Here is a 26,199-nt window from a genome sequence, read left to right on the forward strand (position 1 = left end):
GACAATTTAAGGCGTTCCGTGGTTTGTTGCGCGCATGACAGATGGTCACACATTGACGGCAGAACGTATTCTCCGGTTTTTATTACTGGCTGGGATCGCATACGGTTGTGTAACCGTATTGGTGCCTTTTTCCTCCGCTCTGTTGTGGGCAGGGGTGCTGACCTACACAACATGGCCACTTTTCCAGTACCTGCGGCGGAGTATGGGGCCTAATGCTGCCAGCCTCATTATGACGGTGCTGTGTGCAGTTTGCGTTGTCTTTCCATTAGCCCTTCTGGCGTCTGCCTGTGTGGCATCTGGCCCGCGTTGGGCGTTGCAACTGACCAGCCTGTTTGGACAGGTCAATCAGCTGCCTCCCCTTCCCCGCTGGCTTGATAATCTGCCTGTTTTTGGGCCGGATATTCATCATCGCTGGGCTTTATGGAGCCGTAACCTTGGGTTGGCCGCAGCAGAACTGAGACCGTATGCTGGAGGAATTATCCAGTCTGTTCTGAGTGTGCTGATGCAGATGGCTAACGGCGCGCTGCATCTTGTTACAGCATTGTTCATTTCTTTCTTCTTCTGGATTAGTGGCTCCATCCTGTGGGACACATTGCAGGCTGTTATGTTACGTATTGCCGGACAACAGGCCGGGAGGCACCTGTCCATTATTGCCAGTACGGTACGTGGCACGGTTTATGGTATTCTGGGTACGGCCATCATTCAGGGTATTCTAACTGGCGTGGGGCTTTGGATATTCGGTGTAGCTGAACCGGTTATTCTGGGGGGCATTGCCGCCTTTCTGGCCGTGTTCCCGGTCGGTGCGCCGCTAGTGTGGATTCCAGCAGCCGTATGGCTGTTTGCGACGCATCATCAGCTCAAAGGTATTCTGCTTATTCTGTATGGGGTGATTTTTATTTCTGGTGCGGACCATCTGATCCGCCCATTGTTTATCGCCCGCGGGTCAAAGCTGCCTTACCTTCTTACGGTGCTGGGGGTCATTGGTGGCCTGCTGGCGTTTGGTGGCGTTGGCATTTTTCTGGGGCCAGTCCTGCTCGCAATCGGTTTTACGCTGACCATGGAGTTTGCGCAGGGCGAGCCAGCACGGCCCGTAATGGATGATACGAGGAATATCTCATCATGAGGCGTGGTCTGGCCCGTTTTGTTGAACTTGCATCCAGAGGGCGGCATCGCCATCAGGTCGCCAATGATGCGCCGGGAGTTCGGATTATCAGCTGGAATCTCCTGCGCCGTATTGGTGCGACGGTGCATGACGTCGCCGCGCTAATAGAGGCGGAGCAGCCAGATATTCTGCTTATGCAGGAAGCAACCATAGAAATAGACGTGTTGCCGGATGTGATTGGCGGTCACTACGCCCGCTCCCCATTGCCGGGGCGTATTCATGGCGTGGCCTGCTGGAGCCGTTTACCGTTTGCCCGGCCGCCGCGCGCATGTACTATTCCATCTGGTCCTATCGTCAAACGCCACGCCCAGATTATTGATTACGCGCAGTTCTCGTTGGCCAATGTGCATCTCTCGCATGGGCAGATGCTTAACCGCAGGCAGCTAAGGCGTATTGCGTCACTTCTGTCCGCGCCATGTGCCATTCTGGGGGACTTCAATCTTGTCGGGCCAACCCTTGTCCCCGGTTTTTCCGATGTGGGGCCAAAAGCACCGACGCATCGTATGGTTGATCTGCTTCCTATACGGTTGGACCGTTGCCTTGTGGAAGGCATGGTGTGTTCAGATGCGCAGGTGTTACCGGTTTTTGCATCAGACCATCGTCCCATAGCGGTAACGCTCAGGCCGGAGACGGTCCGTAGATCTGGGAATACGGTTTACAGATAAGGCATGAACAGTCGGGCAAAGGAATCCCGGATTCTTGTCAGTCTATTCCGCTTGTCCAGATCATAATGTGTCAGCCGCCGGTTACGGTGCTGACAAATAAAATCGTCCAGAATTTCGGCCATGGTGACATCATACGTTTCCATGTTGATTTCAAAATTCAGACGTAAACTTCTGATGTCGAGGTTTGAACTCCCCACAAAGGACCATGCTTTGTCCACAACCATCAGCTTGGAATGGTTGAATGGAGGATTGGCGTGCCAGACACGCACACCCGTATCCAGCAAGGGGGATATATTGGCAGCACAGGCCCAGTCTAGGGGACGGTGATTACTGTGAAGCGGGATAATAAGGTCAACCTGCACACCACGTAGCGCCGCCAGTCCAAGCTCCGACAAAAATCGTGCTCCGGGCAGAAAATACGGGGTCATCAACCGTATGCTTTTGCGCGAGAGCGTAATGGCCTGCAGCATGGTGTATTCAATTTTTTCAAGGTCCGTGTCAGGCCCAGCCGTTACAATACGCGCCAGAGACGTACCTTTGCCTGCATGTTCCTGCAAAAACAGGTCTCGGTTCAGCTGTTCTCCGGTTGTAAAATACCAGTCCCATGCCGCGACCTGTGCCAACTGATGAACAACAGGCCCCTCGATTTGAAAATGTGTGTCGGAAACAGGGTGCTTGGGCTTGCGGGTGACAAGGTTATCATCAGCAATATTGAGGCCTCCCATAAAGCCGATACACCCGTCGATAACCAGAATTTTGCGGTGGTTCCTCAGGTTCAGGAATGGCATTCGCCACGGAAGCAGCGAATGCATAAAGCGCGCACACGGCACACCTTCCCTTTTGAGGTAGCGGTATATGGGGGACAGGAAATACCCACTGCCAATTCCATCAACCAGAACGCGGACATTGACCCCTCTTTTGTGCGCAGCAATCAGTTTGTCTGCAAAAAGCTGTCCTATGGCGTCATGCCGGAAGATGTAGGAACACAGGAGAATACTTTTGCGTGCATTTTCAATAGCTTCCAGCATGTGAGGGTACGCGCCGTCCCCATCATGCAGGCAGGTAATACTATTATTGCCAACCACTGGGCGCGTTGTCAGTTTACCCACCATAAGCGCCAGTGGCGCAAATTGCCCGTCCAGTTCCCGGTTCCAGGAGGAGAGGTCCACATTGTCCTGCCTATGACTGGTTCGATCCCCCACCAGTTTTTTGGCCAGCCGTGTAACACGGTTTATACCAAACATAAGGTACAGAACCGTGCCAAGAAATGGCATGAGAATACATACGCCAATCCATCCTATGGCGGATGATGTATTTCGTTTGGTCAGGAGAATGTGCAGGCTAACACTTGTAACGAGGGTCAGGCGCGCACACGCAATGAGGAAGTCTGTTGCGGAAAATGGGAGATCAAAAAGCATGGTAGAAAGAATGCTTTCACAACAGGCGGCTGGCGTCCACAGCATAGCGAATAAGTGTTCTGCAAAACAGGCCCCGGCCTCTTCCGCCAGACGCGCCAGAGGCCTTGCATCCTATCAGAGCGGCCTAGCCGCGGAGGAAACTGTTTGCCAGGAACTACGCAAAGAAGGTTGGAAGATATTATTGCAGAGGGCCAGAACGCGGAGGGGTGAAATTGACATTGTCGCCCAAAAAGACGCGATCATCAGTTTTGTCGAGGTCAAACAACGCCAAACGCTGCGAGGGGCTGCCGAATGTTTATCTGTTGCGCAGTCCAGAAGATTATATCGGGCTGCGGAATGTCTTTTACAGAGCCACCCTGCCTGGCAGTATGAAGAACTGCGATTTGACCTGTTCATGCTGGACGCGGCAGGTCAGATGGAATGGTTAAAAGACATCATCCGTCAGATGTAACACGAGAGGCGTGAGTAATCTGGAGGATGTTAATGGCAATTAGGTTCTGTGGTGGCGCTTGGTATGTGCCGCATGCACGGTCTGATGATAACTGACCAGATGAACCATTTTACCATGCTGGGCAGAGGCCAAGGTCACTTTATGGGGCGTGCGCCCGGCAGCCGCCGTATGACGAACAACATGACGCACACGAATAACTGGTGGAGGCGCCGTCAGGGAAGCAAAGGTTAATTTGCTGGCTTCCAGATCAGAAAGAACGCGTTCCGCATGCACAGAAGAGCTTGTGGCCATTATGCTCATGCCGATACCAGCAAGAGCAAAAAGCCCGCGTACAAACGGAACTCGCTTCATCAACCTTAGTCCCCTGATCTTATGTCTGCCTCAAACTATACAAAGCAGTTGCAGGCTGACAACCTAATAATTCAGGCAGACGCGTTGCAGGCAATGTTTTTTTCCTGCAGCAGTTTCTGCAGTTCACCTGTCTGGTACATTTCGGTCACAATGTCACAGCCACCGATGAACTCACCCTTGATGTAAAGCTGGGGAATGGTTGGCCAGTTGGAATAGTCTTTAATGCCCTGACGCAGAGCCGCATCTGCCAGAACATTGGCAGCTTTGAACGGTACGCCAACATGCTGCAGAATCTGCACAACGCGGGCAGAAAAGCCACACTGTGGGAAATCGGCATCCCCTTTCATGAACAGCATGACAGGGTTTGAATCAATATCCTGCTGGATGGTCTGTTTGATGGAATCAGTCATGTTCTCTGGTCCTTGATCGTGTGGAAGGCCGCCTTGGGTTCAGGGCGCGGATGTGCGGAGGGCCAGCGCGTGCAGCTTGCCCCCCATATGACCTTCGAGTGCATTATAAACGAGCTGATGCTGCCGTACCCGGGGAACACCGCGAAAAGCCTCGCTTACAATCGAACAGGCATAATGGTCTCCGTCCCCAGCCAGATCATCAATTTTGATCTGGGCATCGGGGAATGCCTTCAGAATATAAGCTTCAAGCTCTGTGGCTGACATGGCCATGGTGCTGTGTCTCTTCCCTTATTTATCCATCAACGCAGGAAAAAAGGTTTCGTGCGCAGATTTAAGGCGTGCAGCAGATATGGTGACGCCACTGGGCAGAATCAAATCATTTCCACCGGAGCGACCAATCAGACGTGCTGGTACGCCAGCCTGTGCCGCACGGGCGCAGAAAGACTGGGCATCGGCTACGCAGACAAGGTACCGGGCCTGATCTTCACCAAACCAGAAGGCCTCAGGGCGCATACCGGAATCCGGGCTTTCCAGCTCGCAACCCGTGCCAGACGCCATGATCATTTCTGCTACGGCAACCAGAATGCCGCCATCAGCCAGATCGTGGCAGGCTGTAATCTGACCAGCCTGAATTTCAGCCCGAACAAAATCCCCGTTCCGTTTTTCCGTCGCCAGATCAACAGCCGGTGGAGGGCCTTCCTCGCGTCCCAGAATTTCACGCAGCCACACAGACTGTCCAAGTTCGCCCTTTGTCGCGCCGACCAACACCACATCTTTGTTGGGCTGCATACCAAGGCCGATGGCAGAAGACACATTGTCCAGAACACCAAGCCCGCCAATGGCCGGGGTTGGTAGAATGGCCTGCGTTGTGCCGTCGGGCATCCGGGTTTCGTTGTAGAGAGACACATTGCCGCTGACGATGGGGAAGTCGAGCACCTTGCAGGCTTCACCCATTCCCTCAAGTGCGGCAATGAACTGACCCATGATCTCCGGTTTTTCCGGATTACCAAAGTTCAGGTTGTCGGTCACAGCCAGAGGGCGCGCGCCGGTCGCAGTAATGTTGCGCCACGCTTCAGCCACAGCCTGAGCACCACCTGTACGGGGGTCTGCCTGACAGTAACGCGGTGTGCAATCCGTTGTGAGCGCCAGACCAATTTCCGTATCGTCAACTTTAACAATAGCGGCATCGGCAGCACCGGGACGGCGAACGGTCTGGCCCCCTACCGTGCTGTCATACTGGTTCCACACCCACGCCCGGGAGGCGAGGTCTGGTGACCCAACCAGTTTGAGCAACATGGCATCCAACGACAGAGGTGCATGAAGGCCATCAAGCTCGGCGGGTTTGGTCGGGGCAATGGAGGGACGGTCATAAACCGGCGCTTCATCAGCCAGAGGCTCAAGCGGAATATCGGCTTCTACCTGCCCTTTGTGTTTGATGACGATATGCCCCGTCTCGGTCAGATGACCGATAATGGCAAAGTCCAGTTCCCATTTTTCAAAAATCTTGCGCGCCAGTTCCGTGCGGTCTGGGCGCAGGACCATGAGCATGCGTTCCTGACTTTCGGAAAGCATCATCTCATAGGCAGTCATGTTGGGTTCACGCTGAGGTACGGCGTCGAGATCAAGCTCAATGCCTACGCCACCTTTCCCGGCCATTTCCACGGCGGAAGATGTCAGACCAGCGGCCCCCATATCCTGAATGGCGACAATGGCATCTGTTGCCATCAGTTCCAGACAGGCTTCAATCAGCAGTTTTTCAATGAAGGGGTCGCCCACCTGCACGGTTGGCCGCTTGGAGAGGGCGTCTTCATCAAACTCGGCGGAGGACATGGTGGCGCCATGAATACCATCGCGCCCGGTGCGCGAGCCCACATACACCACGGGGTTGCCAACGCCAGCAGCCGCAGACAGGAAAATACGATCTTGTCGGGCAATGCCAACAGTCATGGCATTAACCAGCGGGTTGCCGTCATAGGCCGGGTGGAAGTTGATTTCCCCCCCAACAGTAGGCACACCAACGCAGTTACCATAGCCACCAATACCGCGGACCACCCCATCTACAACACGGCGGGTTACCGGGTTTTCGGGGCTACCAAAACGCAAGGCGTTCAGGTTGGCCACCGGTCGCGCCCCCATGGTGAACACATCTCGCAGGATGCCACCTACACCTGTAGCAGCACCCTGATAGGGTTCGATAAAGGAGGGATGGTTGTGGCTTTCCATCTTGAAGATGGCGGCATAGCCTTGGCCAATATCCACCACCCCCGCGTTTTCACCCGGCCCATGAATAACCCACGGCGCCTTTGTGGGCAGGCCGCGGAGCCATTTGCGGGAGGATTTGTAAGAGCAGTGCTCCGACCACATGACCGAAAACACACCAAGTTCCGTCAGGCTGGGATTACGCCCCATGATAGACAGAACACGGCCGTATTCCTCGGCTGTCAGACCGAACTCACACGCTAGGGATTCATCAACGGTTACAGGCTTATTCACCGGACAAGAGCCTCCACCAGACCTTCAAACAGAGGCAGACCATCCTCACCCCCCATAAGCGGATCAACCAGATCCTCAGGGTGTGGCATCATACCGCAAATACGTTTGTTTTCGCTCAGAACACCGGCAATGCTATTCACGCTGCCATTAGGGTTGCTGGCTCTATCATCCGCCTGCACGTTGCCTTTGGCATCCGCATAGCGGAACGCAACACGCCCCTCGCCTTCCAGTAACTCAAGAGTGGCTGGGTCGGCTGTGTAGTTACCATCTCCATGCGCCAGAGGCGTACGGAAGATGTCCCCTTTTTTCCAGCGGCGGGTAAAGGGTGTGTTCTCGACCTCGACCCGCAGATGACAATCCTGAGAAAGGAAGCGCAGGTCTGCATTGCGCAGCAATGCGCCGGGCAGAAGATTGCTTTCAGTCAGAATCTGGAAGCCATTGCACACACCCAGAATGTGGCCACCCTTGGCTGCAAAGTCACGCACTGCGCCCATGATCGGGGAGTGCGCAGCCATGGCACCGCACCGCAGGTAATCACCGTAACTGAAGCCACCAGGTAGCACGACCAGATCAATACCAATCAGGTCGGTCTCATGGTGCCAGATCATGCGAGGGGCCTGCCCGGTCACGCGCCGCAGGGCAATGGCCATATCACGCTCCCGGTTCGTGCCGGGGAATACGACAATCGCTGCTTTCATTTCTTTACGTCACACGGGTAGGAGTCATGCAGGGCAACAAAAACACTCTCGCCAACGGGTTTACCCAGAGAGTCAGAGTGTGCCTTCAGCCATGTGAGCACCTTGGCACGCATGGCGGCAATATTTTCCGTTGCAGGAACACAAAAGCCAGCTGGCGCGTTGGCGTCCCCTTCGTTGCTGCCATTGATTTTGGCGAGTGTTACGCCATCAGTCAGGCCGCTCAGGTACGCATCACACGCCGTGCGGCCAGATGCGCTGGAACACATCTTACCAAAGGCGCCGGCCTTCATGGGGGCAAGGCGTTGTGCGTGGGCCATGCCGGGAGCTGCCAGCACCCCGACAAGGGCGATTAAGGCAAGGCGCTTCATCCCACAACCTCAACCGAGTAGTCTTCGATCACCAGATTGGCGAGCAGATTGCGGGCCATCTCGCCTGCTTTGGCGTGGGCTTCTTCTGCTTTAACGCCGTGCAGGTCCAACTCTATGATCTTGCCAACGCGCACATCCTGCACGCCATCAAAACCCAGTGTTTGCAGTGCGTGACCAATGGCCTTTCCCTGCGGGTCCAGAACGCCGTCTTTAAGCATGACGGTTACACGTACTTTCATTCTCAAACTCCCAAAGTACCCGTAGGGGTTACTGAACTGTTTCTGGGCCCTTCATGTCACCACCCGCACCATTTTCGGGTAGGATGCCCATGCGGCGTGCAACTTCCTGATAGGCTTCCTTCACGTTGCCCAGATCGCGGCGGAAGCGGTCCTTGTCGAGCTTTTCGTTTGTGCGAAGGTCCCACAGGCGGCAGTTGTCCGGCGAAATTTCATCAGCCAGAACAATACGCATATCTTCGCCTTCCCAGCAGCGGCCGAATTCGAGCTTGAAGTCCACCAACTGGATGCCGATGCCGCTGAACAGGCCGCAAAGGAAGTCGTTTACACGCATGGACATGCCCGTAATGTCTTCCAGATCATGCGGACAGGCCCATCCGAAGGCGATGATGTGGTCTTCCGAAACCAGCGGGTCGCCCAGTTCATCATTCTTGTAATAGAACTCAACAATGGGGCGCGGCAGGCGCTGGCCTTCGGGGATGTTGAAGCGCTTGGAAATGCTGCCAGCGGCAACATTGCGGACCACAACTTCCAGCGGAATGATTTCCACTTCCTTAACCAACTGCTCCCGCATGTTGATGCGCCGGATGAAGTGGGTGGGAATGCCAATTTCCTGCAGGCGTAGCATCAGGTGCTCGCTGATGCGGTTGTTGAGCACGCCTTTGCCGGTAATCACACCGCTTTTGGCACCGTTGCCAGCCGTGGCATCGTCCTTGAAGTATTGCACAAGGGTCCCGGGTTCCGGACCTTCAAAGAGGATTTTGGCTTTACCTTCATAAAGCTGGCGGCGACGGGCCATGATGATCCTTACCTGTCGAAAAATGTGTGGGGGCGGTTGGACGACCGCCCCAAAAACTGGAGGAACCAGGTCATGGTTCCCCCCTTTACTAGTTACTGTTCATAGCAGGCTTCCTGCATGGAGGATACAGCCTGCAAAAACGGGCAGGCTCTTACTGCTTGGGGCCTGCTTCGCCGAAGATTTTCTCAAACTGAGTGTCCAGCGCCTTTAGGTGCTGGCGGCTATCCATGGCGGCATCCAGCACATCTGCCGGAATGCGGCCTGAAATTTCAGTGTCGTCCGCCAGATTTTCACGGAAGGTCTTGCCTTCAGGTGTTCCCAGTTTGGTCCATGTTGCCATTGCATTACGCTGGACAATTCGGTAGGCGTCCTCGCGGGAGAGGCCGGCTTTGGCCAGTGCGAGCAGGACTTCGCCGGAATGGACGACCCCGCCAAGGCTCTCGATGTTTGCAGCCATCCGGTCGGGGTACACAACGAGCTTGGAAATCATGCCGGACAGGCGGGCCAGAGCAAAGTCCAGACCGATTGTGGCGTCGGGGCAGATGTTGCGTTCGACTGAGGAATGGCTGATGTCCCGCTCATGCCACAGGGCCACGTTTTCCAGTGCGGGAATGACAGCTGCGCGTACCAAGCGAGCAAGCCCGGTCAGGTTTTCCGTCAGCACCGGGTTGCGTTTGTGGGGCATGGCGGAAGACCCCTTCTGCCCAGGGTGGAAGAATTCTTCCGCTTCCCGGACTTCCGAACGCTGGAGGTGGCGCACTTCTGTGGCAAGGCGTTCAATACCGCTGGCAATAACGGCCAGAGCGCAGAAGAATGCTGCGTGGCGGTCACGCGGGATTACCTGAGTGGAAACCGTTTCGGCCTTCAGCCCAAGGCGTTCGGCCACATAGGCTTCAACACGTGGGTCAAGATGGGCGTAAGTGCCCACGGCGCCGGAAATGGCACAGGTGGCAATTTCAGCCCGTGCTGTTTCAAGGCGGGTTTTGTTCCGCGCGAATTCTGCATAATGCCCGGCAATTTTGAGCCCGAAAGACGTGGGTTCCGCATGGATGCCGTGGCTGCGGCCGATGGTCAGGGTGTGTTTATGCTCAAACGCACGGGCCTTGAGTGCGGCTAGCGTTTCGTCCAGATCCTTGAGCAGTAGGTCCGTTGCCTGCACAAGCTGCACAGCAAGGCATGTGTCCAGCACGTCAGAAGACGTCATGCCCAGATGGACAAAGCGGCTTTCGGGGCCCACTTTTTCCGCAAGCCAGGTCAGAAACGCAATGACGTCATGCCGTGTTTCGGCTTCAATCTCATCAATTCTGGCAAGATCCGCATCGGAAAAAGCGGCCATGGCGGCCCCACCTTTTTCACGCACAACCTTGGCGGCTTCTTTGGGGACAGTCCCGTATTCAGCCATGGCCTCGCAAGCGAGTGCTTCGATTTCGAACCAGATGCGATAGCGGTTTTCAGGGGACCAGATTGCGGCCATGACGGGGCGGGTATAGCGCGGCACCATAACGCAGATTTCCTTAACCAGAACAGTTTGAATGTCAGAACAGGTGGCGTCTCTCTAGCGGATTTCGCGCATGTCGTCTGCCCGCAATCCGGAAAACTTTGACATTTTCTGTCGCGTGCCAGAAATTCCCGCCATTCAAGGCTTTGTTTGGAATCGGAGTTATTGTGTCCAACCTATTTGATTCTGCCAGTTTTCCGGCACTTACGGCCCTTCTGCAGGTGGTGCTGATTGACGTTACTCTGGCAGGAGACAATGCGGTTGTCATTGGTATGGCGGTCCGGTCTTTGGCTGGTGCGCAGCGGCGCAAGGCCATTTGGGCAGGTGTGGGGCTGGCTGCTGTTATTAGGGTTCTGCTGGCTCTTGTTGCTGTCAAACTTCTGGCAGTTGTGGGGCTTACACTGGCTGGCGGCCTGCTACTGCTCTGGGTCTGCTGGCGGATGTACCGTGAGATGCAGGACAGCCATACTGCCGATGAAGAAGGCACCCCTGCCCCCGGAAACCTGCGCTCCGCGATTATCAGGATACTGATAGCCGATTTGTCCATGAGCCTCGATAACGTATTGGCTGTGGCGGGTGCGGCGCGTGAGCATCCCGGTATTCTGGTTATGGGGCTTGCGCTATCTGTGGTGCTTATGGGGCTTGCTGCCTCGCTGATTGCACGCCTGCTTGAGCGTTATAAGTGGATTTCGTGGGTGGGGCTGCTGGTTGTTCTGGCTGTTGCTATTGAGCTGATTGTATCCGGTGGTGGTGAGGTTTGGGGGCATTTGTCCTAAGCCTGACGGATCTGTGATGATCAGCCCTTTGTGGCCAGACAAAAGAGCTTGCTAATTTGCAAGAAACCCGTTGAATTTCGGGTATGATCCGTTTGTACCCTTCATGGCGGCGGCAGCTTGTCGCCGCAGTATCCCTCGTCGGACTGTCGCTGACTGCCTGCTCCGGCCCATCTGCGCAACAGGTCTCCACCAATGAGTGGCGTGCTGCTGACAGTTCTGAGGCGCCTCAGGGGGGCGCATCGTCCGCCAGCCTGAACAGCCGGCTGGATGTCTGGCTGCGTCTTGTTGGTCCGGTCCATGCTAGTGCGCAGGACTATGCTGATTTTCTGCAATCTGGCGGGATATGGCCGCGCTGGTCGGTTCTGGTTCTGCGTATGCAGCAGGCGCTGGCGAACGAGACGGATCCGCAGGTTCTGGCGCGCTTGTGCCATAGTCAGAAGCTGACTTATGCGCCTGCCCTTGCCCAATGTGCAACGCAACTGCCCGACGATAAGCCGCTACAGCAGCAACTTGCGTCCGAGGCCGTAGCAGCATGGACAGATGGCAATGATTCCGCCAATGCTGCCGGTATTCTGGCCAGCCAGTTTAGGGCAGCTCTTACACCCAAAAGTTCTTGGTTGCGGTTTGACCGGGAGGAACGGACTGGGTTGATCAACGCTGCTCAGCAAACCCTGCCTTATTTGTCCGCCCAGCAGCAGCCACTCGCTCAGGCGCGTCTGGCACTTCGGAATAATGATGCCGCGGCGCAGACCTTGCTGGATAGTCTGCCCGTGTCGTTACGTGCTGATCCGTGGTTGGTGCTGGATCAGGCGCGATGGTTGAGAAAACAGCAGCGTTATGATGATGCCGTTGCCTTGTGGAAAGCTGGCGCCGTTGAGGCGGAGAGAAAAGCGTCAGCCAAAGTGTTCTGGCGCGAGCGGGACGCCCTTGCGCGGGAACTGATCCAGCAGAATCGTGCCGCAGATGCCTTTGCCGTAGCGAATGACACGGTTGTTGGTGGCGAGGGCCGTCTGGATGCCGTGTTCCTGAGTGGCTGGATTGCTCTGCGTATGCAGCATGACACGGTGACGGCTGAAGATTTCTTTCGTCAGCTGACAACGTCATCATCGCTTATTACTCGTAGCCGAGGGTTTTACTGGTTGGGGCGTGCGCGTGCGGCGGCGGGTAACATGGTTTCCGCTCAGGCGGACTGGACACAGGCAACATCCTACCCCGCTACGTATTATGGCCAAATGGCTGCTGCAACGCTGGCCGGTGGGGGCAATGCGTTGCTGGCGCCGGAACAGGTGCCAACGGTCATTGTGCAGAATCTGAAAGTGGCAAACAATACGGCCACCACATACCCGGAAGACGTTCTGCCGACAGATAATGATCTGCTTCGTGCGGCGCTCAGGTTGGCTTCCATGGGAGATACCGAGCATACACGCGACTTTTTGAGTATGTTTGAAAGGCAGATTACGGAGACGCCACAGCGGCTGGCGCTGTCATCCCTGTCGCTGCGGTTGGGGGTGCCGGATGTTGCTGTAACCGTTGCCCGCCATGCTGGGCGAGATGGGGTGTTTTTGCTCCGCTCGGGCTGGCCCCTGCCCTATACCCCGCCTGACAGCAGTTTGCCCAAAGGGTTTGTGCTGGGGCTGATGCGGCAGGAAAGCAGCTTTAACCCCGATGCAGTTAGTCCGTCCAACGCTATTGGGCTTATGCAAATCAAGCCCTCCACGGCAGCAGATATGGTTCGTGCTGCGGGTGTACCAGCTTCTGCGGCTACTGCTGCGGGTTTGCATAACCCTCAGAGCAATATGCAGTTGGGTACAGCTTACCTACTGCATATGCAGGATCGTTTTGGCCCGGTCGTGCCATATATGGCGGCAGCCTATAATGGCGGGCCAACCCGCCTTGCAAAATGGCTGAGCGTTGCTGGCGATCCCACACAAAATGGGGCGGATCTGGAGCAGATGATCGATTGGGTTGAAAATATTCCCTATGCCGAAACACGGAATTATGTGCAGCGCGTGTGGGAGAATATGACCGTATATAAAGCACTGGGAGCACCATAATGACCCCTGCCCGTCTGATAGCGACATTTGGGGGGTGTGGGTTGTCTCCTCGCGCTCCTGGTACGGTTGGGTCTCTTGCCGCCTTATTGCTGGGGCTACCGCTGCTACGGCGGCCTCGCGCACTTGCGGGTGCGGCCGCAGTTGCAACCCTTGTTGGTTGGTGGGCAACAGCCCGTGCCGGTGAAGGGGAAGATCACAGTTGGATTGTGATTGATGAGGTGGCAGGGATGTGGATCGCTCTTCTGGCTTGCCTGCCTGAGCAGAATGCAGGAGAGGCTTCCCGCAGCGCGACACATCGTTTTTTATGGCCTATTGTAGCGTTTGGACTGTTTCGCCTGTTCGATATTACCAAGCCCGGCCCTATTGGTGTGTTGGATAAACGACATGACGCGCTGGGCGTTATGGGGGATGATGTCGCCGCAGGTTTTGCCAGTGCTGGGTGTGTGCTGGCGTTACGAAAACTGCTGGCTTCCCGCTCATAAAAAAGGGTCGGACATGGGCTATCATGAGACTGTTCTTGGCCATGAGGTTTTGTCGGAAGCAGCTCGTCTTCTGGAGCAGTTGCGTCTGACCGGTATGAGAGTGGTAACGGCAGAAAGTTGCACGGGCGGATTGGTGGCCGGTGCGTTAACGCATTTTGCTGGTTCGTCCGATGTGACTGAAGGTGGTTTTGTAACCTACTCCAATAGTATGAAGCAGGCTGTTCTGGGTGTTCGGGCCGATACACTGGCGTTACATGGTGCTGTTAGTGCAGAGACTGTGCTGCAGATGGCAGAGGGGGCGCTTACGGCCTGTGCGACGGCAGATATTGCCGTTGCCATTTCTGGCATAGCCGGTCCGGGAGGTGGCAGTCTGGACAAACCCGTGGGGTTGGTCTGGTTTGCGACCGCTCTGCGGGGTGGGGAGACCTGCGCCAGCAAACAGATTTTTGCGGGAAGCAGGCAACGGGTGCGGGAACAGGCCGTGCTGTATGCTCTTGCCAGCGTTTCTGGCAGGCTTGTTAACCGTTAATCCCGTATTATCGCCTGTCGGCCGGGTTATAAACCGGAGCTTCCAACAATTCAGGAGCTACAACCCCCGTTCCTTTGGCTATTGTGCCTTCAGTTGGATGCGGTTGTGGTATTTGGGGGGCTGTGGGCCTAACTGGCTGTGAGCGGGCTAGACTGCGGGCATTCAGGGCATCAGTCCTGTCCGATGTGTTGGTCGGATCAACAGGTCGGTAGGTTTCTGGTTTTGGCTGGTTGGGTAACGTATCGGCCAGAGCCTGATGAGTGGGCATTGCAAGGCACCCGAGCAGAATCACATAAAATAATCGGTACATTGTTGGTCCTTTTTTGCTCTGGTGCACTGTGTCAGGTCGCTGTTTTTTGTCCCGGAATGCTGGGAGCCGCTGCTGTGGAGCCCTGTAGGGCCGGAGGGCCATAAACGTCCTTGGCACGTTTGATGAAGGCAGAAACCATCAGACGTGTTGCTTCTGTAAAGACCACGCCGATTGCAGCCTGAAGGATGCGTGAGTTGAATTCAAAATCGACAAAAAAATCGACCTGACAACCATTGGCGTGGGGTGTGAACTTCCACACATTGCGAAGGTAGCGGAATGGCCCACGCTCGTAACGTACCGTAATGGTAGAGGGACGCTCCAATGTGACGCGGGAGGTAAAGCTCTCGCGGAACGGACCGAAGCCGATGGTCAGGTCAGCCACCAGTTCCGCCTCGGTGCGTGTGCGCAGGCGCGCCGCAACACACCAAGGTAGAAAAGCCGGATAGTGAGCCACATCTGCAACCAGATCAAAAATCTGGTCGGGGCGGTAGGGCAGAACACGCGTCTCTGCGTGTTTAGGCATTACTGAGCCTCCTTCAGGCGTTTATTGCGTGCTTCGCGGAGTTGGGCAAAATCCGTATCGGCATGGTATGAGGACCGTGTAAGAGGGCTTGCGCTAACTTGCAAAAAGCCTTTTACGCGCGCCATGGTTCCATAGTCCTCAAATTCGTCAGGGGTCACAAAGCGCGCAACGGCAGCGTGCTTGACCGTGGGCTGCAAATACTGCCCCATGGTAATAAAATCCACATCAGCAATGCGCAGATCATCCATGACCTGAGCGAGTTCCATTTTCTCTTCCCCCAGCCCCAGCATCAGGCCGGACTTGGTGAAGATGGATGGATCCATCTGTTTGACGCGGTCCAGCAAACGCATGGACTGATAGTAGCGTGCACCGGGGCGAATGGTGGGATAAAGCCGAGGCACGGTTTCCAGATTATGGTTGAACACATCCGGGCGTGCTGCCACCACAACCTCTAGCGCTTTGTCCTTACGCAAGAAGTCAGGGGTCAGGATTTCAATGGTCGTGGTGGGAGATGTCGTACGGATGGCCTGAATAACACGGGCAAAGTGTAACGCTCCGCCATCAGTCAGGTCGTCACGGTCCACAGAGGTAATGACCACATGGCGGAGCCCCAGCTTGGCTACGGCTTCAGCCACGCGTTCTGGCTCACCCTCATCCAGTGGTTTGGGCAGGCCTGTGCTGACATTGCAGAATGCACAGGCGCGGGTGCAGATTTCCCCCATGATCATCATGGTGGCATGGCGCTGCGACCAGCACTCTCCAATGTTTGGGCAGGCAGCTTCCTCACAGACGGTGACAAGCTTATTGTCACGCATGAGGGAGCGTGTTTCGTGGTAAATCGGGTGGTTGGGCGCTCTGACGCGTATCCACTCAGGCTTGCGGGCAATGGGATTGTCCGGCCGATGAGCTTTTTCCGGATGTCTTATCCGGCTTGTCCCACCTTTACGATGATCAATCTCGACACGAGTAGACATGACTTTGCCCGTTTTTACCCAAAGAGTTCAGACAGAACTGGAACGCCCCTGTTCACACGTCAAGGCGTGAAGAGACAATGACGGTGGAAGCGGCATCAAACTCTAGAGATCAAGGCCACTCCCACCAACAGAGCAAGGGGCTAGAAGTGCAAGGCGCCGTCATAGGCAGCCAGAACCGCCTCATGCATGGACTCAGAAATGGTGGGATGCGGGAAAATGGTTTCCGCCAGTTCCGCTTCTGTCAGCTCAGCTGTGCGGGCAATAACATATCCCTGAATCATTTCGGTCACTTCTGCCCCAATCATATGGGCGCCAAGCAGTTCGCCGGTTGCTGCGTCAAAAACGGTTTTGATCAGCCCATCCGGTTCGCCCATAGCCAACGCTTTACCATTGGCAAGAAGCGGGAATTTGCCAACGCGCACCTTATAACCGGCATCCTTTGCCTTGGCTTCCGTATAGCCGACGGAGGCAATCTGGGGACGGCAATAGGTGCAGCCGGGAATTTTGGTTGGGTCAATGGGATGGACCGCCCTGCCCGCTATGGCTTCTATGCACATAACGGCTTCGTGGCTGGCTTTGTGGGCTAGCCAAGGGGCACCTGCCAGATCGCCAATGGCGTAAACGCCCGGCTCCCCCGTCCGGCACAGGGCATCTGTAACCACATGGGTCCGGTCAACCTGAATTTTGGTCCCTTCCAGCCCAATGTTTTCAACATTCCCTACAATGCCAACTGCCGAGATGACCCGGTCGGCAACAAGGGTATCGGTTTTGTCATTGAGTGTGACTGGGATAGTGACTTCCGTTGCCGTTTTTTGCAACGCGCCAACTTTCGCGCCTGTCAGAACGCGAATGCCCTGCTTTTCGAAGGCTTTGCGTGCAAGTTGGCTGATTTCTTCATCTTCTACAGGCAGAATGCGGTCTGCAACTTCTACCAGTGTCACATCCGAACCCATGTTACGGTAGAAGGATGCAAATTCTGTGCCAATGGCGCCAGAACCAATAACGACAAGCCGCTTTGGCAGCTCTTCTGGAACAAGGGCTTCCTTGTAGGACCACACAAACTTGCCATCCGGTTCAAGGCCAGGCAGCACGCGCGCGCGCGCACCAGTTGCCAGAATAACGTGTTGCGCCGTCAGAGTGGTAGGATTTGCACCATCTTTTGTAACAAGAACCTTACGTCGACCATTGGCCGATGTGCCATCCAGTTTGCCAAAGCCATTAAAGACTGGAACTTTGGCTTTTTTCAGCAGGTGCGCAACGCCGCTGGCAAGCTGTTTGGATACGGCGCGAGACCGGGCAATGATTTTTTTAAAATCAAAGCTTACGCCCTCGGCCTTGAACCCATAGGCTGGCAGGTCATGCAGTAGATGGTTGATTTCCGATGCCCGGAGGAGCGCCTTGGTGGGGATACACCCCCAGTTAAGGCAGATACCACCGAGGTGCTGGGCTTCAACGACCGCTACAGAGAGTTTAAGCTGTGCAGCGCGCAGGGCGGCCACATAACCACCCGGTCCACCACCAATGACGATAACGTCAAAATCTGTCTGGCTCATGGTGCCAAATTTCTCCCGCAAAAAGCCGCGTTACACAACAAGAGCCAGAGGCGCCTGCACAATGGAGCGGAAAGCAGACAGCCACTTGGCGGCTGTGGCTCCATCCACTGCACGATGATCGACCGAGAGCGTAACTGTCATGACGGTTGCGATTTTAATTTCATCACCGCTCACAACAGGCTGACGCTTGCCAGCCGCAATGGCCAGAATGGCCGCCTGCGGCGGATTGACGATGGCTGCAAATTCCTTAACGCCAAACATACCCATGTTGGAGACAGAGAAAGTTCCACCCTGAAATTCTTCAGGTTTCAGTTTGCCAGCTCTGGCACGCGCAACCAGCCCTTTGGCTTCCTGACTGATCTGCTTCAGGCTTTTACGGTCAGCGGCACGGACGATGGGGGTAATCAACCCGTCATCAAGGGAAACGGCAACGGAAATATCCGCATCGTCATGCAGGATCATGCCTTCTTCCGTAAAGGAGGCGTTCACTTCTGGAACCTGCTTGAGTGCAAGGGCGGATGCCTTGATCAGCATGTCATTCACGGACAGTTTGAATGCGTCAGGTCCTTCATTGTCGGACAACGCATTGAGCTGTGACCGTAGAGCCATAAGGGCATCCAGTTCTACATCCATGGAGACATAGAAGTGGGGAATGGTGGCCTTGGACTCACTTAACCGACGGGCAATGACCTTGCGCATGGTAGAATGCGGGATCAGACGGCTGCTACCGGCAGAAGGTGCAGCCGATGCTGGTTGCTGCACGGCGGTTTTTGTAGCTTCGGCGGCTTCCACATCGCGTTTGACAATGCGACCGTTGGGGCCTGTTCCTTTGATGGAGGAAAGGTCCACACCTTTGGAAGCCGCAATACGGCGCGCTAGAGGGGAGGCAACAATCCGGTTTACCGGACGAGATGCCTGAGGCGTCGCAGCCTGCGGTTTAGGCGCATCCGCCGTTACGACCGGAGCTGCTGTGGACGCGGCCGCTGCGGTGGTAGGAGAGGACGGAGCTTTTTCTGGCACAGCCTCTCCTTCTTCTACCATAATGGCGATGGGTGTATTGACCGCAATACCTTCCGTTCCTTCTGGAACCAGAATGCGGCCAAAAATACCTTCCTCAATGGCTTCTACTTCCATTGTGGCCTTGTCGGTCTCGATCTCGGCCAGAACATCACCATTGCTGACCGTATCGCCCTCTTTTTTCAGCCAGCGGGCAATCTTGCCCTCTGTCATGGTGGGAGAGAGGGCGGGCATCAGAATTTCAGTTGCCATCTTTCAACACCTCAGATCAGGCTGCGCACGGCTTTAACAACGTGCTCGGGCTGTGGGAGGGCCAGTTTTTCCAGATTAGCGGCAAACGGCATGGGCACATCCACGCCAGCCACACGTACTGGCGGTGCATCCAGCCAGTCAAAGGCATGTTCAATAACCTGCATGGCAACTTCAGCGCCAATGCCAGCAAATGGCCAGCCTTCTTCCACGGTAACGAGGCGGCTGGTTTTTTTGACACTGTTGACGATGGTCGCAGTGTCCAGCGGCCGAATGGTACGCAGGTTGATGACTTCCGCCTCAATGCCCTGTTTGGCAAGTTCGGCTGCGGCATCCAGCGCCGTGCCAACAGCAATGGAGAAGGCGACAATGGTGACATCCGAGCCTGCCCGCTCAATTTTGGCTTTACCAATAGGCAGAATGAAATCCTCATCAACCGGGCAAGCGAATTTTTGCCCGTAAAGAATTTCATTTTCCAAAAAGACAACCGGGTTCGGGTCTCGGATCGCAGCCCGCAGAAGGCCTTTGGCATCTGCAGCAGACCAAGGGGTGATAACTTTAAGCCCCGGTACGTGGCCATACCAGCTTGCATAACACTGCGAATGTTGGGCCCCCACACGGGCCGCTGCTCCGTTGGGACCGCGGAACACAATGGGGCACCCCATCTGCCCGCCAGACATGTACAGTGTTTTGGCCGCGGAATTGATAATGTGGTCAATAGCCTGCATGGCAAAGTTCATGGTCATGAACTCTACAACGGGCTTGAGGCCAGTCAGTGCCGCCCCGACTGCCATACCCGTAAAACCGTGTTCGGTAATGGGCATGTCAAGAACGCGCTTGTCACCAAACTCCTGCAATAGCCCCTGAGAGATTTTGTAAGCGCCCTGATACTCGGCAACTTCCTCACCCAGCAGGAACACGTCGGGATCACGCCGCAATTCGGCCGCCATGGCATCCCGCAGAGCCTCGCGCACAGTGATTTCACGCGTTTCGCCCCAGTTACGCTCTGGTTCAGGGAGAGCATCAGCTATGGGAGCGGCAGGCACGCTGGAAGGGGTGATGGTATCGCCTTTGGGTGCCTCTGCCGGAGTGTTGGCCACTGGCTGGCTGGCTACGCTATCAGGCACAGCCTCGCCATCTTCCACCATAATGGCGATGGGCGTGTTAACGGCAATGCCTTCAACCCCTTCGGGGATCAGTATGCGGCCAAGAATACCTTCTTCAATGGCTTCAATTTCCATTGTCGCCTTGTCTGTTTCGATTTCAGCCAGAACATCACCGCCAGTAACGGTATCGCCTTCCTTTTTCACCCAGCGGGCAAGCTTGCCTTCTGTCATGGTGGGAGAAAGGGCGGGCATCAAAATTTCAGTCGCCATAATTGCTCAGGCCTCCAGCACAACGTCCGTATAAAGTTCAGATGGATCAGGTTCCGGGCTGGTCTGCGCGAATTCGGCTGAGTCGTTCACGACGGCTTTAATTTCGGCTTCCATAGCTTTTAGCGTGGCTTCTTCAACCCCGGCATCAAGAAGGATGTGTTTGACATGTTCGATCGGATCGCGCGTTTTGCGAACGTGATCGACCTCTTCACGCGTGCGGTATTTTGCAGGATCGGACATGGAGTGACCACGGTAGCGGTAGGTCATCATTTCCAGAATGTAGGGGCCTTTTCCTGCCCGGCAATGCGCTACAGCCTCGGCCGCGGCTTCATGCACGGCGGCAACGTCCATACCGTCCACCTGTCGGCCGGGAATGCCCCATGGTTCGCCATTTTTATACAGCTCGTGTGAGGCCGAGGCGCGTTCAATCGCCGTTCCCATGCCGTATTTGTTGTTTTCAATTACAAAGATACACGGCAGCTTATGCAGGGCGGCGAGATTGAAGCTTTCGTAAACCTGCCCCTGCCCGGCTGCGCCATCGCCAAAGTAGGCTACAGCGACTTCGTCTGTTCCACGATATTTGTTGGCAAATGCCAGCCCGATGCCCAGAGCAACCTGAGCGCCAACAATGCCATGACCACCATAAAAGTTCTTCTCGCGCGAGAACATGTGCATGGAGCCACCCTTGCCGCGTGAGTAACCCGTAGCGCGTCCGGTCAGTTCTGCCATAACGCCACGTGGGGTCATACCGGCAACAAGCATCTGCCCATGGTCACGGTAGGAGGTGATAAGTTTATCCCCGTCCTTCAGACACATCTGAATGCCTACCACAACAGCTTCCTGCCCGATGTAAAGGTGGCAGAACCCACCGATCAGGCCCATGCCATAAAGCTGCCCAGCTTTTTCTTCAAAACGACGGATCAGCAGCATATCGTGGTAAGCCGTCAGAAACTGCTCCCGCGTCAGTGATGGACCATTGCCACCAACTGCGCCGACCTGCTCAGATGTTGTTTCCATGTATGGACCCTCTACGATACATAGGTAAATGCGTCTTAAACGTAATGTCTTGGCGGCCAGAGGACTGGTCGGTCCGAGCATTTTATCTTGTTTTGTATAAAAAAGGATGCCGTCTAGCTGGGGCACCTTAATTATTTGGCGTTATATTCTCCCGATCTGCCACCGCTTTTGTGTTGTAGCCGGATATTGTCCACGCGCATTCCGCGGTCAACGGCCTTGCACATGTCATAGATCGTAAGTGCCGCGGCAGACACAGCCGTTAACGCCTCCATTTCTACGCCGGTTGCGTCTCTTGTTGTAACAGTCGCGATGATCTCGATTTTGTCATCTGCGCCAATTAAATCAACAGTGACGGATGTCAGACGCAGGGGGTGGCATAGAGGGATAATGTCAGCCGTTTTTTTGGACGCCATAATGCCAGCAATCCGCGCTGTTGCCAGCACATCCCCTTTTGGCATGGAGCCGGAGAGGATCAGGTCCAGAGTGCTGGGGTGCATATGCACCTCAGCCGCCGCAACAGCCTTGCGAAATGTCTCATCCTTACCAGATACATCCACCATATGGGCGTGTCCGGCAGCATTCAGGTGGGTTAACGGCTGTTCGGTCACGTTACTTCAGTCCGAGCAGAGTACGTGCGGCTTCACCTGGGTCAGGCTGACGGAGCAGGGTTTCGCCAACCAGAAAGCCCGTTACACCAATAGACGCAAGCTGGGCGATTTCCGCGTGGGTTTTAATCCCGCTTTCGGAGATGATAATCCTATCCGGCGGCACCAGCGGAGCCAACTGGCGGGTGGTGTTAATGTCCGTTGTCAGGGTCTTCAGGTTGCGGTTGTTAATGCCTATCAGGAACGTATCCAGCGCCAGAGCGCGGTTCAGTTCTTCCTCATCATGCACTTCCACTAGCACGTCCATGTCCAGACCTTTGGCATGGTCCACCAGTTCCAACGCCATTTCATCTGTTAGAATGGACATGATCAGCAAAATACAATCTGCCCCAATCATGCGGCTTTCATAGACCTGCCATGGGTCTAGAATGAAGTCCTTGCGCAGCACGGGCAGCGAGCAGGCAGCCCGTGCCGTTGCCAGATCCTCATTTGCTCCATGGAAGCAGGAACTTTCCGTCAGCACGGAAATGCAGGCAGCACCAGCCTGCTCGTAGGCAAGGGCAATACGTGCCGGGTCGTAGTCTTCCTGTAGGATGCCAGCAGAAGGAGAGGCTTTTTTGATCTCGGCAATCAGACCGACTGCACGGTCTGCGGCTTTTTCCTTCAGGGCACGACCAAAACCGCGTGGTGCTTCTTTGGTTTCCTGCGCTTTGGCTACAACTTCCTTCAGGGGGTGTAGCGTGGAGCGGTGTTCCACTTCCAGCCGTGTCCGTGCGCAGATGCGGGAGAGAACATCTGGTAGTTCATCAACCTTGCAGTCAGGTGTGACAGCAGAGGCAGCTACAGTGGACGTGGAGGATGTATCGTTCATGATTGTCCTGTCATGTCTCAGGCGTGTGCATCGGAAGACGAAGCACGTAAACCATTAAGCACCGCGAGGGCAGTGCCATTGTCGAGTGAGCGTGCAGCGATCGCCACACTGTTCTTGAGGGCGGCTGGATCAATCTGCCCATCCCGCAAGACGGTCTGTTGACCAGCAACATGCAGCGCGAAGGCTGCATTCAGCACAACCGTATCACGGTATGCACCATGTGCGCCACGCAGGAGTGCTTCCAGAGCCTGCGCATTATGCTGAGCATCCCCCCCCTTAATGGCGGATACGGGGGCGTAGGGCAAACCCGCCATGCCAGGCTCAATCAGGTAAGGCCGGATATGTCCATTTTCCAGCGCAATAGCCTGTGTTGGGCCTGCCAGCGTTATTTCGTCTATTCCACCCTGCTCGTCCTGCGGCTGGCCGCAGACGGTCCATACGCATTCCGAGCCCAAACGAGCCAGAACTTCAGTAACGGGCAGGAGCCAGTCCGTGGAGAAAACTCCCATAAGCTGCCGCTTTACGCCTGCAGGATTCACCATTGGCCCAACAAGATTGAACAAGGTGGGCAAGCCTAGCGCCTTTCTGGCTCCTGCGGCGTGGCGCATGGCCGGATGGTGATGCGGTGCGGCCATAAAGACCACATGGTGCTGCGCAAGCTGTTCGGCAAGTACCTCGGCTTGGGATGAGAGAGGAACGCAAAGGGCCGCCAGAACATCCGATGCGCCAGAGCGGGAGGAAATGGCTCTGTTCCCATGTTTGGCTACGGGCACACCAAGGGCCGCCAGAACAAAAGCGACAGCGGTGGAAACATTAAGAGTGCCGTAGTTGTCGCCGCCGGTCCCGCAGACATCAATCGTGTTGTGGGGGGCGTTCGGCACTGGGTACATTCTCTGCCGCAGAGCGGTTACGGCTCCAAGCAACTCATCCTGCGTTTCGCCCCGTACACGTAGCGCCATCAGAAACGCGGCAATCCGTTCTGGAGGCACATGGCCATCCATAATACTGCCAAAAGCTGCTTCAGCCTGTTGGGCGCTTAGCGTTTTTCGTTCCGCAAGGTGCGTCAGAATGGTTGTGAAAAAAACGGCTTCATCCCTGCCGCTAGCCATACTTCCACGTTCAGGCATGGACTGTCTCGGCCTTCCATGCGCGCGCATGGTCTAGGAAATTGCGGAGCAGATCATGCCCATGTTCCGAGGCAATGCTTTCAGGGTGAAACTGTACGCCCGATATCGGATATACTTTATGCCGCACGCCCATAATAACGCCATCGGCTGTCCATGCTGTGACCTCCAGATCATCTGGTATGCTGGTCGGTTCCAAGGTCAGGCTGTGGTAACGTGTGGCATTAAATGGGTTTGGAAGGCCTGCAAAAACATCCGTTCCGTTATGGAAGACAGGACTGATTTTGCCGTGCATGGGGGTTGGGGAGCGTACAACTTTGGCCCCGAATACCTGCCCAATGGACTGGTGGCCAAGGCACACCCCAAATACCGGCACCTTCCCTGCGGCCGCCGCAATCAGGTCACAGCATATCCCTGCTTCGTTGGGGGAGCATGGGCCGGGTGAAAGCACAATGGCGTCTGGGTTAAGGGCCAGTGCGTCTTCAACACTTAATGTGTCGTTCCGGCGGACATCACAATCTTCGCCCAGTTCACCCAGATAGTGAACGAGATTGAAGGTAAAACTGTCATAATTGTCGATCAGTAGGATCATGGCGGAATGATGACCTTTTCGTGCGCACGGGTCAAATGACGTGAAGGAAAGGCGTGTTTACGCCCTTCCCGCTCGTGCCACTCTTAGCGCTTCCTCAGCCGCCCGGAAGACGGCTCGCGCCTTGTGCTGTGTTTCCTCATATTCTGTCTCAGGCACACTGTCTGCCACAACGCCACAGCCCGCCTGAACGTGCATTGCGCCATCCTTGACCACCGCCATGCGCAGGCCAATACAGGTGTCCATATCGCCCCCTGCGCCAAAATAGCCGATGCAGCCAGCGTAAGTGGCGCGGCGGGTGCGTTCAACTTCGTCAATAATTTCCATGGCGCGGATTTTTGGCGCCCCGGTCAAAGTCCCGGCAGGAAAAGCTGCAACCAGAGCATCCAACGCTTCTAGGTCCGGCTTGAGCATCCCCTCCACATTGGACGAGATGTGCATGACGTGGCTGAACCGCTCGATAACAAAACGCTCGGTCACTTTAACAGAACCGGGGATGCTGACGCGCCCTACATCGTTACGCCCAAGATCAATCAGCATCAGATGTTCAGCAATTTCCTTCTGGTCAGACAGAAGGTCTTTTTCAAGCGCCAGATCTTCGGCGGGGGTTTTTCCGCGTGGGCGGGTTCCTGCCAGCGGGCGAACGGTCATTTTGCCTTCTCTGAGGCGCACAAGAATTTCAGGTGACGACCCGACAAGCGAGAAAGCCCCAAAATCCAGATGGAACAGGAAAGGTGCCGGATTGATCCGCCTAAGCGCACGGTAGAGCGCGAGAGATGGGAGCGGAAAAGAGGTGGAAAACCGTTGGCTGGGAACAACCTGAAAGGCGTCGCCAGCAGCAATATACTCTTGAATACGGGTAACGGCCGCGCAGAAATCCTGATGGCTGAACGTCGAGGAGGGTTCAACAAACGCAGGAATGTTGTCTGGGGCCGCAGTGTGAGGGAGTGCGCCATCAAGGCAGTCACGGGCATTTTGTAGCAATGCCTGTGCCCGGTCCCATGCCTGCTCTGCTGTGTCAGTCGTATTGGGGCGGATAGGGGCTGCCAGAATCAGTTCGTCTGTGACCGTATCGAATACGGCAAACAGACCGGGGCGCATCAAAATTGATTCAGGTAAGTCCAAATCGTCAGGAGGGGCATCAGGTAGATGCTCCATCTGACGTACCATGTCATAACCCAGATAGCCAAACAGACCGCCAATCATAGGAGGAAGTTCAGGCGGCAGGTCCATGCGTGAGGCATGGATGAGAGCACGCAGACTGGCCAAAGGTGCTGTTGTGTCCGGCATGGCCTCTGTTGGCTGACCATCAACACACATACTGGTTGTGACCTTGCCGTCATGGCAGGTCCAGACAAGGTCAGGCTTAAGCGCAATAACGGAATAACGCCCGCGTGTGGTCCCGCCTTCCACACTTTCCAGCAGCAGGGTGTATTTGCCTGTGCCGCCGTCCAGATGGGCCAGTCGCATATAAGCGGACACAGGGGTCAGCAGGTCTGCGGGCTCGACAGAGTAAATGATTGTCCCCCTGCCCTCGTCCCACGCTGCTGCACAGGCGCTCTTGTCAGGAGATGAGGCTGTATGTGCCTTCATGGCAGGGC

General features: G+C 55.6%; 29 protein-coding genes. 7 read left to right on the forward strand and 22 right to left on the reverse strand.

Translation table 11 applies throughout. From position 1 onward, the window contains the following. Window positions 1–34 precede the first annotated feature (34 nt). Window positions 35–1,123, forward strand: a complete 1,089-nt coding sequence (locus AGA_RS07785; protein WP_059023746.1) for an AI-2E family transporter — start codon at window positions 35–37, stop codon at window positions 1,121–1,123. Further along, a complete protein-coding gene (locus AGA_RS07790; RefSeq protein WP_059023747.1) occupies window positions 1,120–1,827 on the forward strand; it encodes an endonuclease/exonuclease/phosphatase family protein in 708 nt (235 codons plus the stop codon). Before AGA_RS07785 ends, AGA_RS07790 begins: the two co-directional genes overlap by 4 nt. Here AGA_RS07790 and cls read toward each other — a convergent pair. Next, the gene (gene cls / locus AGA_RS07795) at window positions 1,818–3,245 is read right to left on the reverse strand and encodes a cardiolipin synthase (protein WP_059023748.1); all 1,428 of its coding nucleotides are present in this window, start codon (window positions 3,243–3,245) and stop codon (window positions 1,818–1,820) included. The two genes, AGA_RS07790 and cls, sit on opposite strands and share 10 nt — an antisense overlap. 10 nt (window positions 3,246–3,255) lie before the next feature. Here cls and AGA_RS07800 point away from each other — a divergent pair, with 10 nt between their 5' ends. Beyond that, window positions 3,256–3,696, forward strand: a complete 441-nt coding sequence (locus AGA_RS07800; RefSeq protein WP_331711633.1) for a YraN family protein — start codon at window positions 3,256–3,258, stop codon at window positions 3,694–3,696. 39 nt (window positions 3,697–3,735) lie between these two features. Here the strand turns inward: AGA_RS07800 and AGA_RS07805 are convergent, their stop codons facing one another. The 9 genes from AGA_RS07805 to purB form a co-directional block, all read right to left on the reverse strand. Continuing rightward, window positions 3,736–4,047 carry a hypothetical protein gene (locus AGA_RS07805; RefSeq protein ID WP_059023750.1) on the reverse strand — a complete coding sequence of 104 codons (312 nt, stop codon included), beginning with the start codon at window positions 4,045–4,047 and terminating at the stop codon, window positions 3,736–3,738. Window positions 4,048–4,118: 71 nt separating this feature from the next. Beyond that, window positions 4,119–4,457 (reverse strand): Grx4 family monothiol glutaredoxin, encoded by a 339-nt coding sequence (grxD, locus tag AGA_RS07810; protein ID WP_059023751.1) that lies wholly within the window; start codon window positions 4,455–4,457, stop codon window positions 4,119–4,121. Between the two features lie 39 nt (window positions 4,458–4,496). Beyond that, on the reverse strand, window positions 4,497–4,727 hold the full coding sequence (locus tag AGA_RS07815; RefSeq protein WP_059023752.1) for a BolA/IbaG family iron-sulfur metabolism protein: 231 nt from the start codon (window positions 4,725–4,727) through the stop codon (window positions 4,497–4,499). An 18-nt stretch (window positions 4,728–4,745) separates the two neighbouring features. Then, window positions 4,746–6,950, reverse strand: a complete 2,205-nt coding sequence (gene purL, locus AGA_RS07820; protein WP_059023753.1) for a phosphoribosylformylglycinamidine synthase subunit PurL — start codon at window positions 6,948–6,950, stop codon at window positions 4,746–4,748. Continuing rightward, window positions 6,947–7,648 (reverse strand): phosphoribosylformylglycinamidine synthase subunit PurQ, encoded by a 702-nt coding sequence (gene purQ / locus AGA_RS07825; protein ID WP_059023754.1) that lies wholly within the window; start codon window positions 7,646–7,648, stop codon window positions 6,947–6,949. Before purQ ends, purL begins: the two co-directional genes overlap by 4 nt. Beyond that, on the reverse strand, window positions 7,645–8,016 hold the full coding sequence (locus AGA_RS07830) for a Rap1a/Tai family immunity protein (RefSeq protein WP_059023755.1): 372 nt from the start codon (window positions 8,014–8,016) through the stop codon (window positions 7,645–7,647). The genes purQ and AGA_RS07830 overlap by 4 nt, the downstream gene beginning before the upstream one ends. Beyond that, a complete protein-coding gene (gene purS, locus AGA_RS07835; RefSeq protein ID WP_059023756.1) occupies window positions 8,013–8,255 on the reverse strand; it encodes a phosphoribosylformylglycinamidine synthase subunit PurS in 243 nt (80 codons plus the stop codon). The genes AGA_RS07830 and purS overlap by 4 nt, the downstream gene beginning before the upstream one ends. Before the next feature lie 28 nt (window positions 8,256–8,283). Then, window positions 8,284–9,051: a phosphoribosylaminoimidazolesuccinocarboxamide synthase gene (gene purC, locus AGA_RS07840; RefSeq protein ID WP_059023757.1), complete on the reverse strand. Its 768-nt coding sequence runs from the start codon at window positions 9,049–9,051 to the stop codon at window positions 8,284–8,286. 151 nt (window positions 9,052–9,202) lie between these two features. After that, window positions 9,203–10,552, reverse strand: coding sequence for an adenylosuccinate lyase (gene purB, locus AGA_RS07845; protein WP_059023758.1), 1,350 nt, complete (start codon window positions 10,550–10,552; stop codon window positions 9,203–9,205). Between the two features lie 164 nt (window positions 10,553–10,716). Here purB and AGA_RS07850 point away from each other — a divergent pair, with 164 nt between their 5' ends. The 4 genes from AGA_RS07850 (at window position 10,717) to AGA_RS07865 (ending at window position 14,390) form a co-directional block, all read left to right on the forward strand. Then, complete coding sequence (locus tag AGA_RS07850) at window positions 10,717–11,325, forward strand: YjbE family putative metal transport protein (RefSeq protein WP_059024757.1); 609 nt, start codon at window positions 10,717–10,719, stop codon at window positions 11,323–11,325. 83 nt (window positions 11,326–11,408) lie between these two features. Continuing rightward, window positions 11,409–13,379, forward strand: a complete 1,971-nt coding sequence (locus AGA_RS07855) for a lytic transglycosylase domain-containing protein (RefSeq protein WP_059023759.1) — start codon at window positions 11,409–11,411, stop codon at window positions 13,377–13,379. Continuing rightward, a complete protein-coding gene (locus AGA_RS07860; RefSeq protein ID WP_059023760.1) occupies window positions 13,379–13,861 on the forward strand; it encodes a phosphatidylglycerophosphatase A family protein in 483 nt (160 codons plus the stop codon). Before AGA_RS07855 ends, AGA_RS07860 begins: the two co-directional genes overlap by 1 nt. A 13-nt stretch (window positions 13,862–13,874) precedes the next feature. After that, window positions 13,875–14,390 (forward strand): CinA family protein, encoded by a 516-nt coding sequence (locus AGA_RS07865; RefSeq protein WP_059023761.1) that lies wholly within the window; start codon window positions 13,875–13,877, stop codon window positions 14,388–14,390. Window positions 14,391–14,397: 7 nt separating this feature from the next. Here AGA_RS07865 and AGA_RS13720 read toward each other — a convergent pair whose 3' ends face one another. The 12 genes from AGA_RS13720 to trpE all read right to left on the reverse strand — a co-directional run bounded on the left by AGA_RS13720 (window position 14,398) and on the right by trpE (window position 26,191). Then, entirely contained in the window at window positions 14,398–14,658 is a 261-nt protein-coding gene (locus AGA_RS13720; RefSeq protein ID WP_157065325.1) for a hypothetical protein, read from the reverse strand. 73 nt (window positions 14,659–14,731) lie between these two features. Then, the gene (locus AGA_RS07870; protein WP_059023762.1) at window positions 14,732–15,223 is read right to left on the reverse strand and encodes a type II toxin-antitoxin system RatA family toxin; all 492 of its coding nucleotides are present in this window, start codon (window positions 15,221–15,223) and stop codon (window positions 14,732–14,734) included. After that, window positions 15,223–16,197: a lipoyl synthase gene (gene lipA / locus AGA_RS07875; RefSeq protein WP_059023763.1), complete on the reverse strand. Its 975-nt coding sequence runs from the start codon at window positions 16,195–16,197 to the stop codon at window positions 15,223–15,225. Before lipA ends, AGA_RS07870 begins: the two co-directional genes overlap by 1 nt. Before the next feature lie 140 nt (window positions 16,198–16,337). Then, window positions 16,338–17,750: a dihydrolipoyl dehydrogenase gene (gene lpdA, locus AGA_RS07880; RefSeq protein ID WP_059023764.1), complete on the reverse strand. Its 1,413-nt coding sequence runs from the start codon at window positions 17,748–17,750 to the stop codon at window positions 16,338–16,340. A 30-nt stretch (window positions 17,751–17,780) separates the two neighbouring features. Beyond that, window positions 17,781–19,019 carry a pyruvate dehydrogenase complex dihydrolipoamide acetyltransferase gene (locus AGA_RS07885; RefSeq protein ID WP_059023765.1) on the reverse strand — a complete coding sequence of 413 codons (1,239 nt, stop codon included), beginning with the start codon at window positions 19,017–19,019 and terminating at the stop codon, window positions 17,781–17,783. Between the two features lie 11 nt (window positions 19,020–19,030). Then, window positions 19,031–20,392, reverse strand: coding sequence for a pyruvate dehydrogenase complex E1 component subunit beta (locus AGA_RS07890; RefSeq protein ID WP_059023766.1), 1,362 nt, complete (start codon window positions 20,390–20,392; stop codon window positions 19,031–19,033). 6 nt (window positions 20,393–20,398) lie between these two features. Next, a complete protein-coding gene (gene pdhA / locus AGA_RS07895; RefSeq protein ID WP_059023767.1) occupies window positions 20,399–21,409 on the reverse strand; it encodes a pyruvate dehydrogenase (acetyl-transferring) E1 component subunit alpha in 1,011 nt (336 codons plus the stop codon). Between the two features lie 131 nt (window positions 21,410–21,540). Further along, window positions 21,541–22,017, reverse strand: a complete 477-nt coding sequence (gene moaC, locus AGA_RS07900) for a cyclic pyranopterin monophosphate synthase MoaC (RefSeq protein ID WP_059023768.1) — start codon at window positions 22,015–22,017, stop codon at window positions 21,541–21,543. A gap of 1 nt (window position 22,018) precedes the next feature. Then, window positions 22,019–22,885: an indole-3-glycerol phosphate synthase TrpC gene (gene trpC / locus AGA_RS07905; protein WP_059023769.1), complete on the reverse strand. Its 867-nt coding sequence runs from the start codon at window positions 22,883–22,885 to the stop codon at window positions 22,019–22,021. 17 nt (window positions 22,886–22,902) lie between these two features. Beyond that, window positions 22,903–24,012 carry an anthranilate phosphoribosyltransferase gene (gene trpD / locus AGA_RS07910; protein WP_083503586.1) on the reverse strand — a complete coding sequence of 370 codons (1,110 nt, stop codon included), beginning with the start codon at window positions 24,010–24,012 and terminating at the stop codon, window positions 22,903–22,905. Then, the gene (locus AGA_RS07915) at window positions 24,005–24,601 is read right to left on the reverse strand and encodes an anthranilate synthase component II (RefSeq protein ID WP_059023770.1); all 597 of its coding nucleotides are present in this window, start codon (window positions 24,599–24,601) and stop codon (window positions 24,005–24,007) included. Before AGA_RS07915 ends, trpD begins: the two co-directional genes overlap by 8 nt. Window positions 24,602–24,658: 57 nt before the next feature. Next, the gene (trpE, locus tag AGA_RS07920; RefSeq protein WP_059023771.1) at window positions 24,659–26,191 is read right to left on the reverse strand and encodes an anthranilate synthase component I; all 1,533 of its coding nucleotides are present in this window, start codon (window positions 26,189–26,191) and stop codon (window positions 24,659–24,661) included. Window positions 26,192–26,199: the final 8 nt, after the last annotated feature.

It is taken from the genome of Acetobacter ghanensis (genome assembly GCF_001499675.1).
In the GTDB taxonomy this organism is placed as follows: domain Bacteria; phylum Pseudomonadota; class Alphaproteobacteria; order Acetobacterales; family Acetobacteraceae; genus Acetobacter; species Acetobacter ghanensis.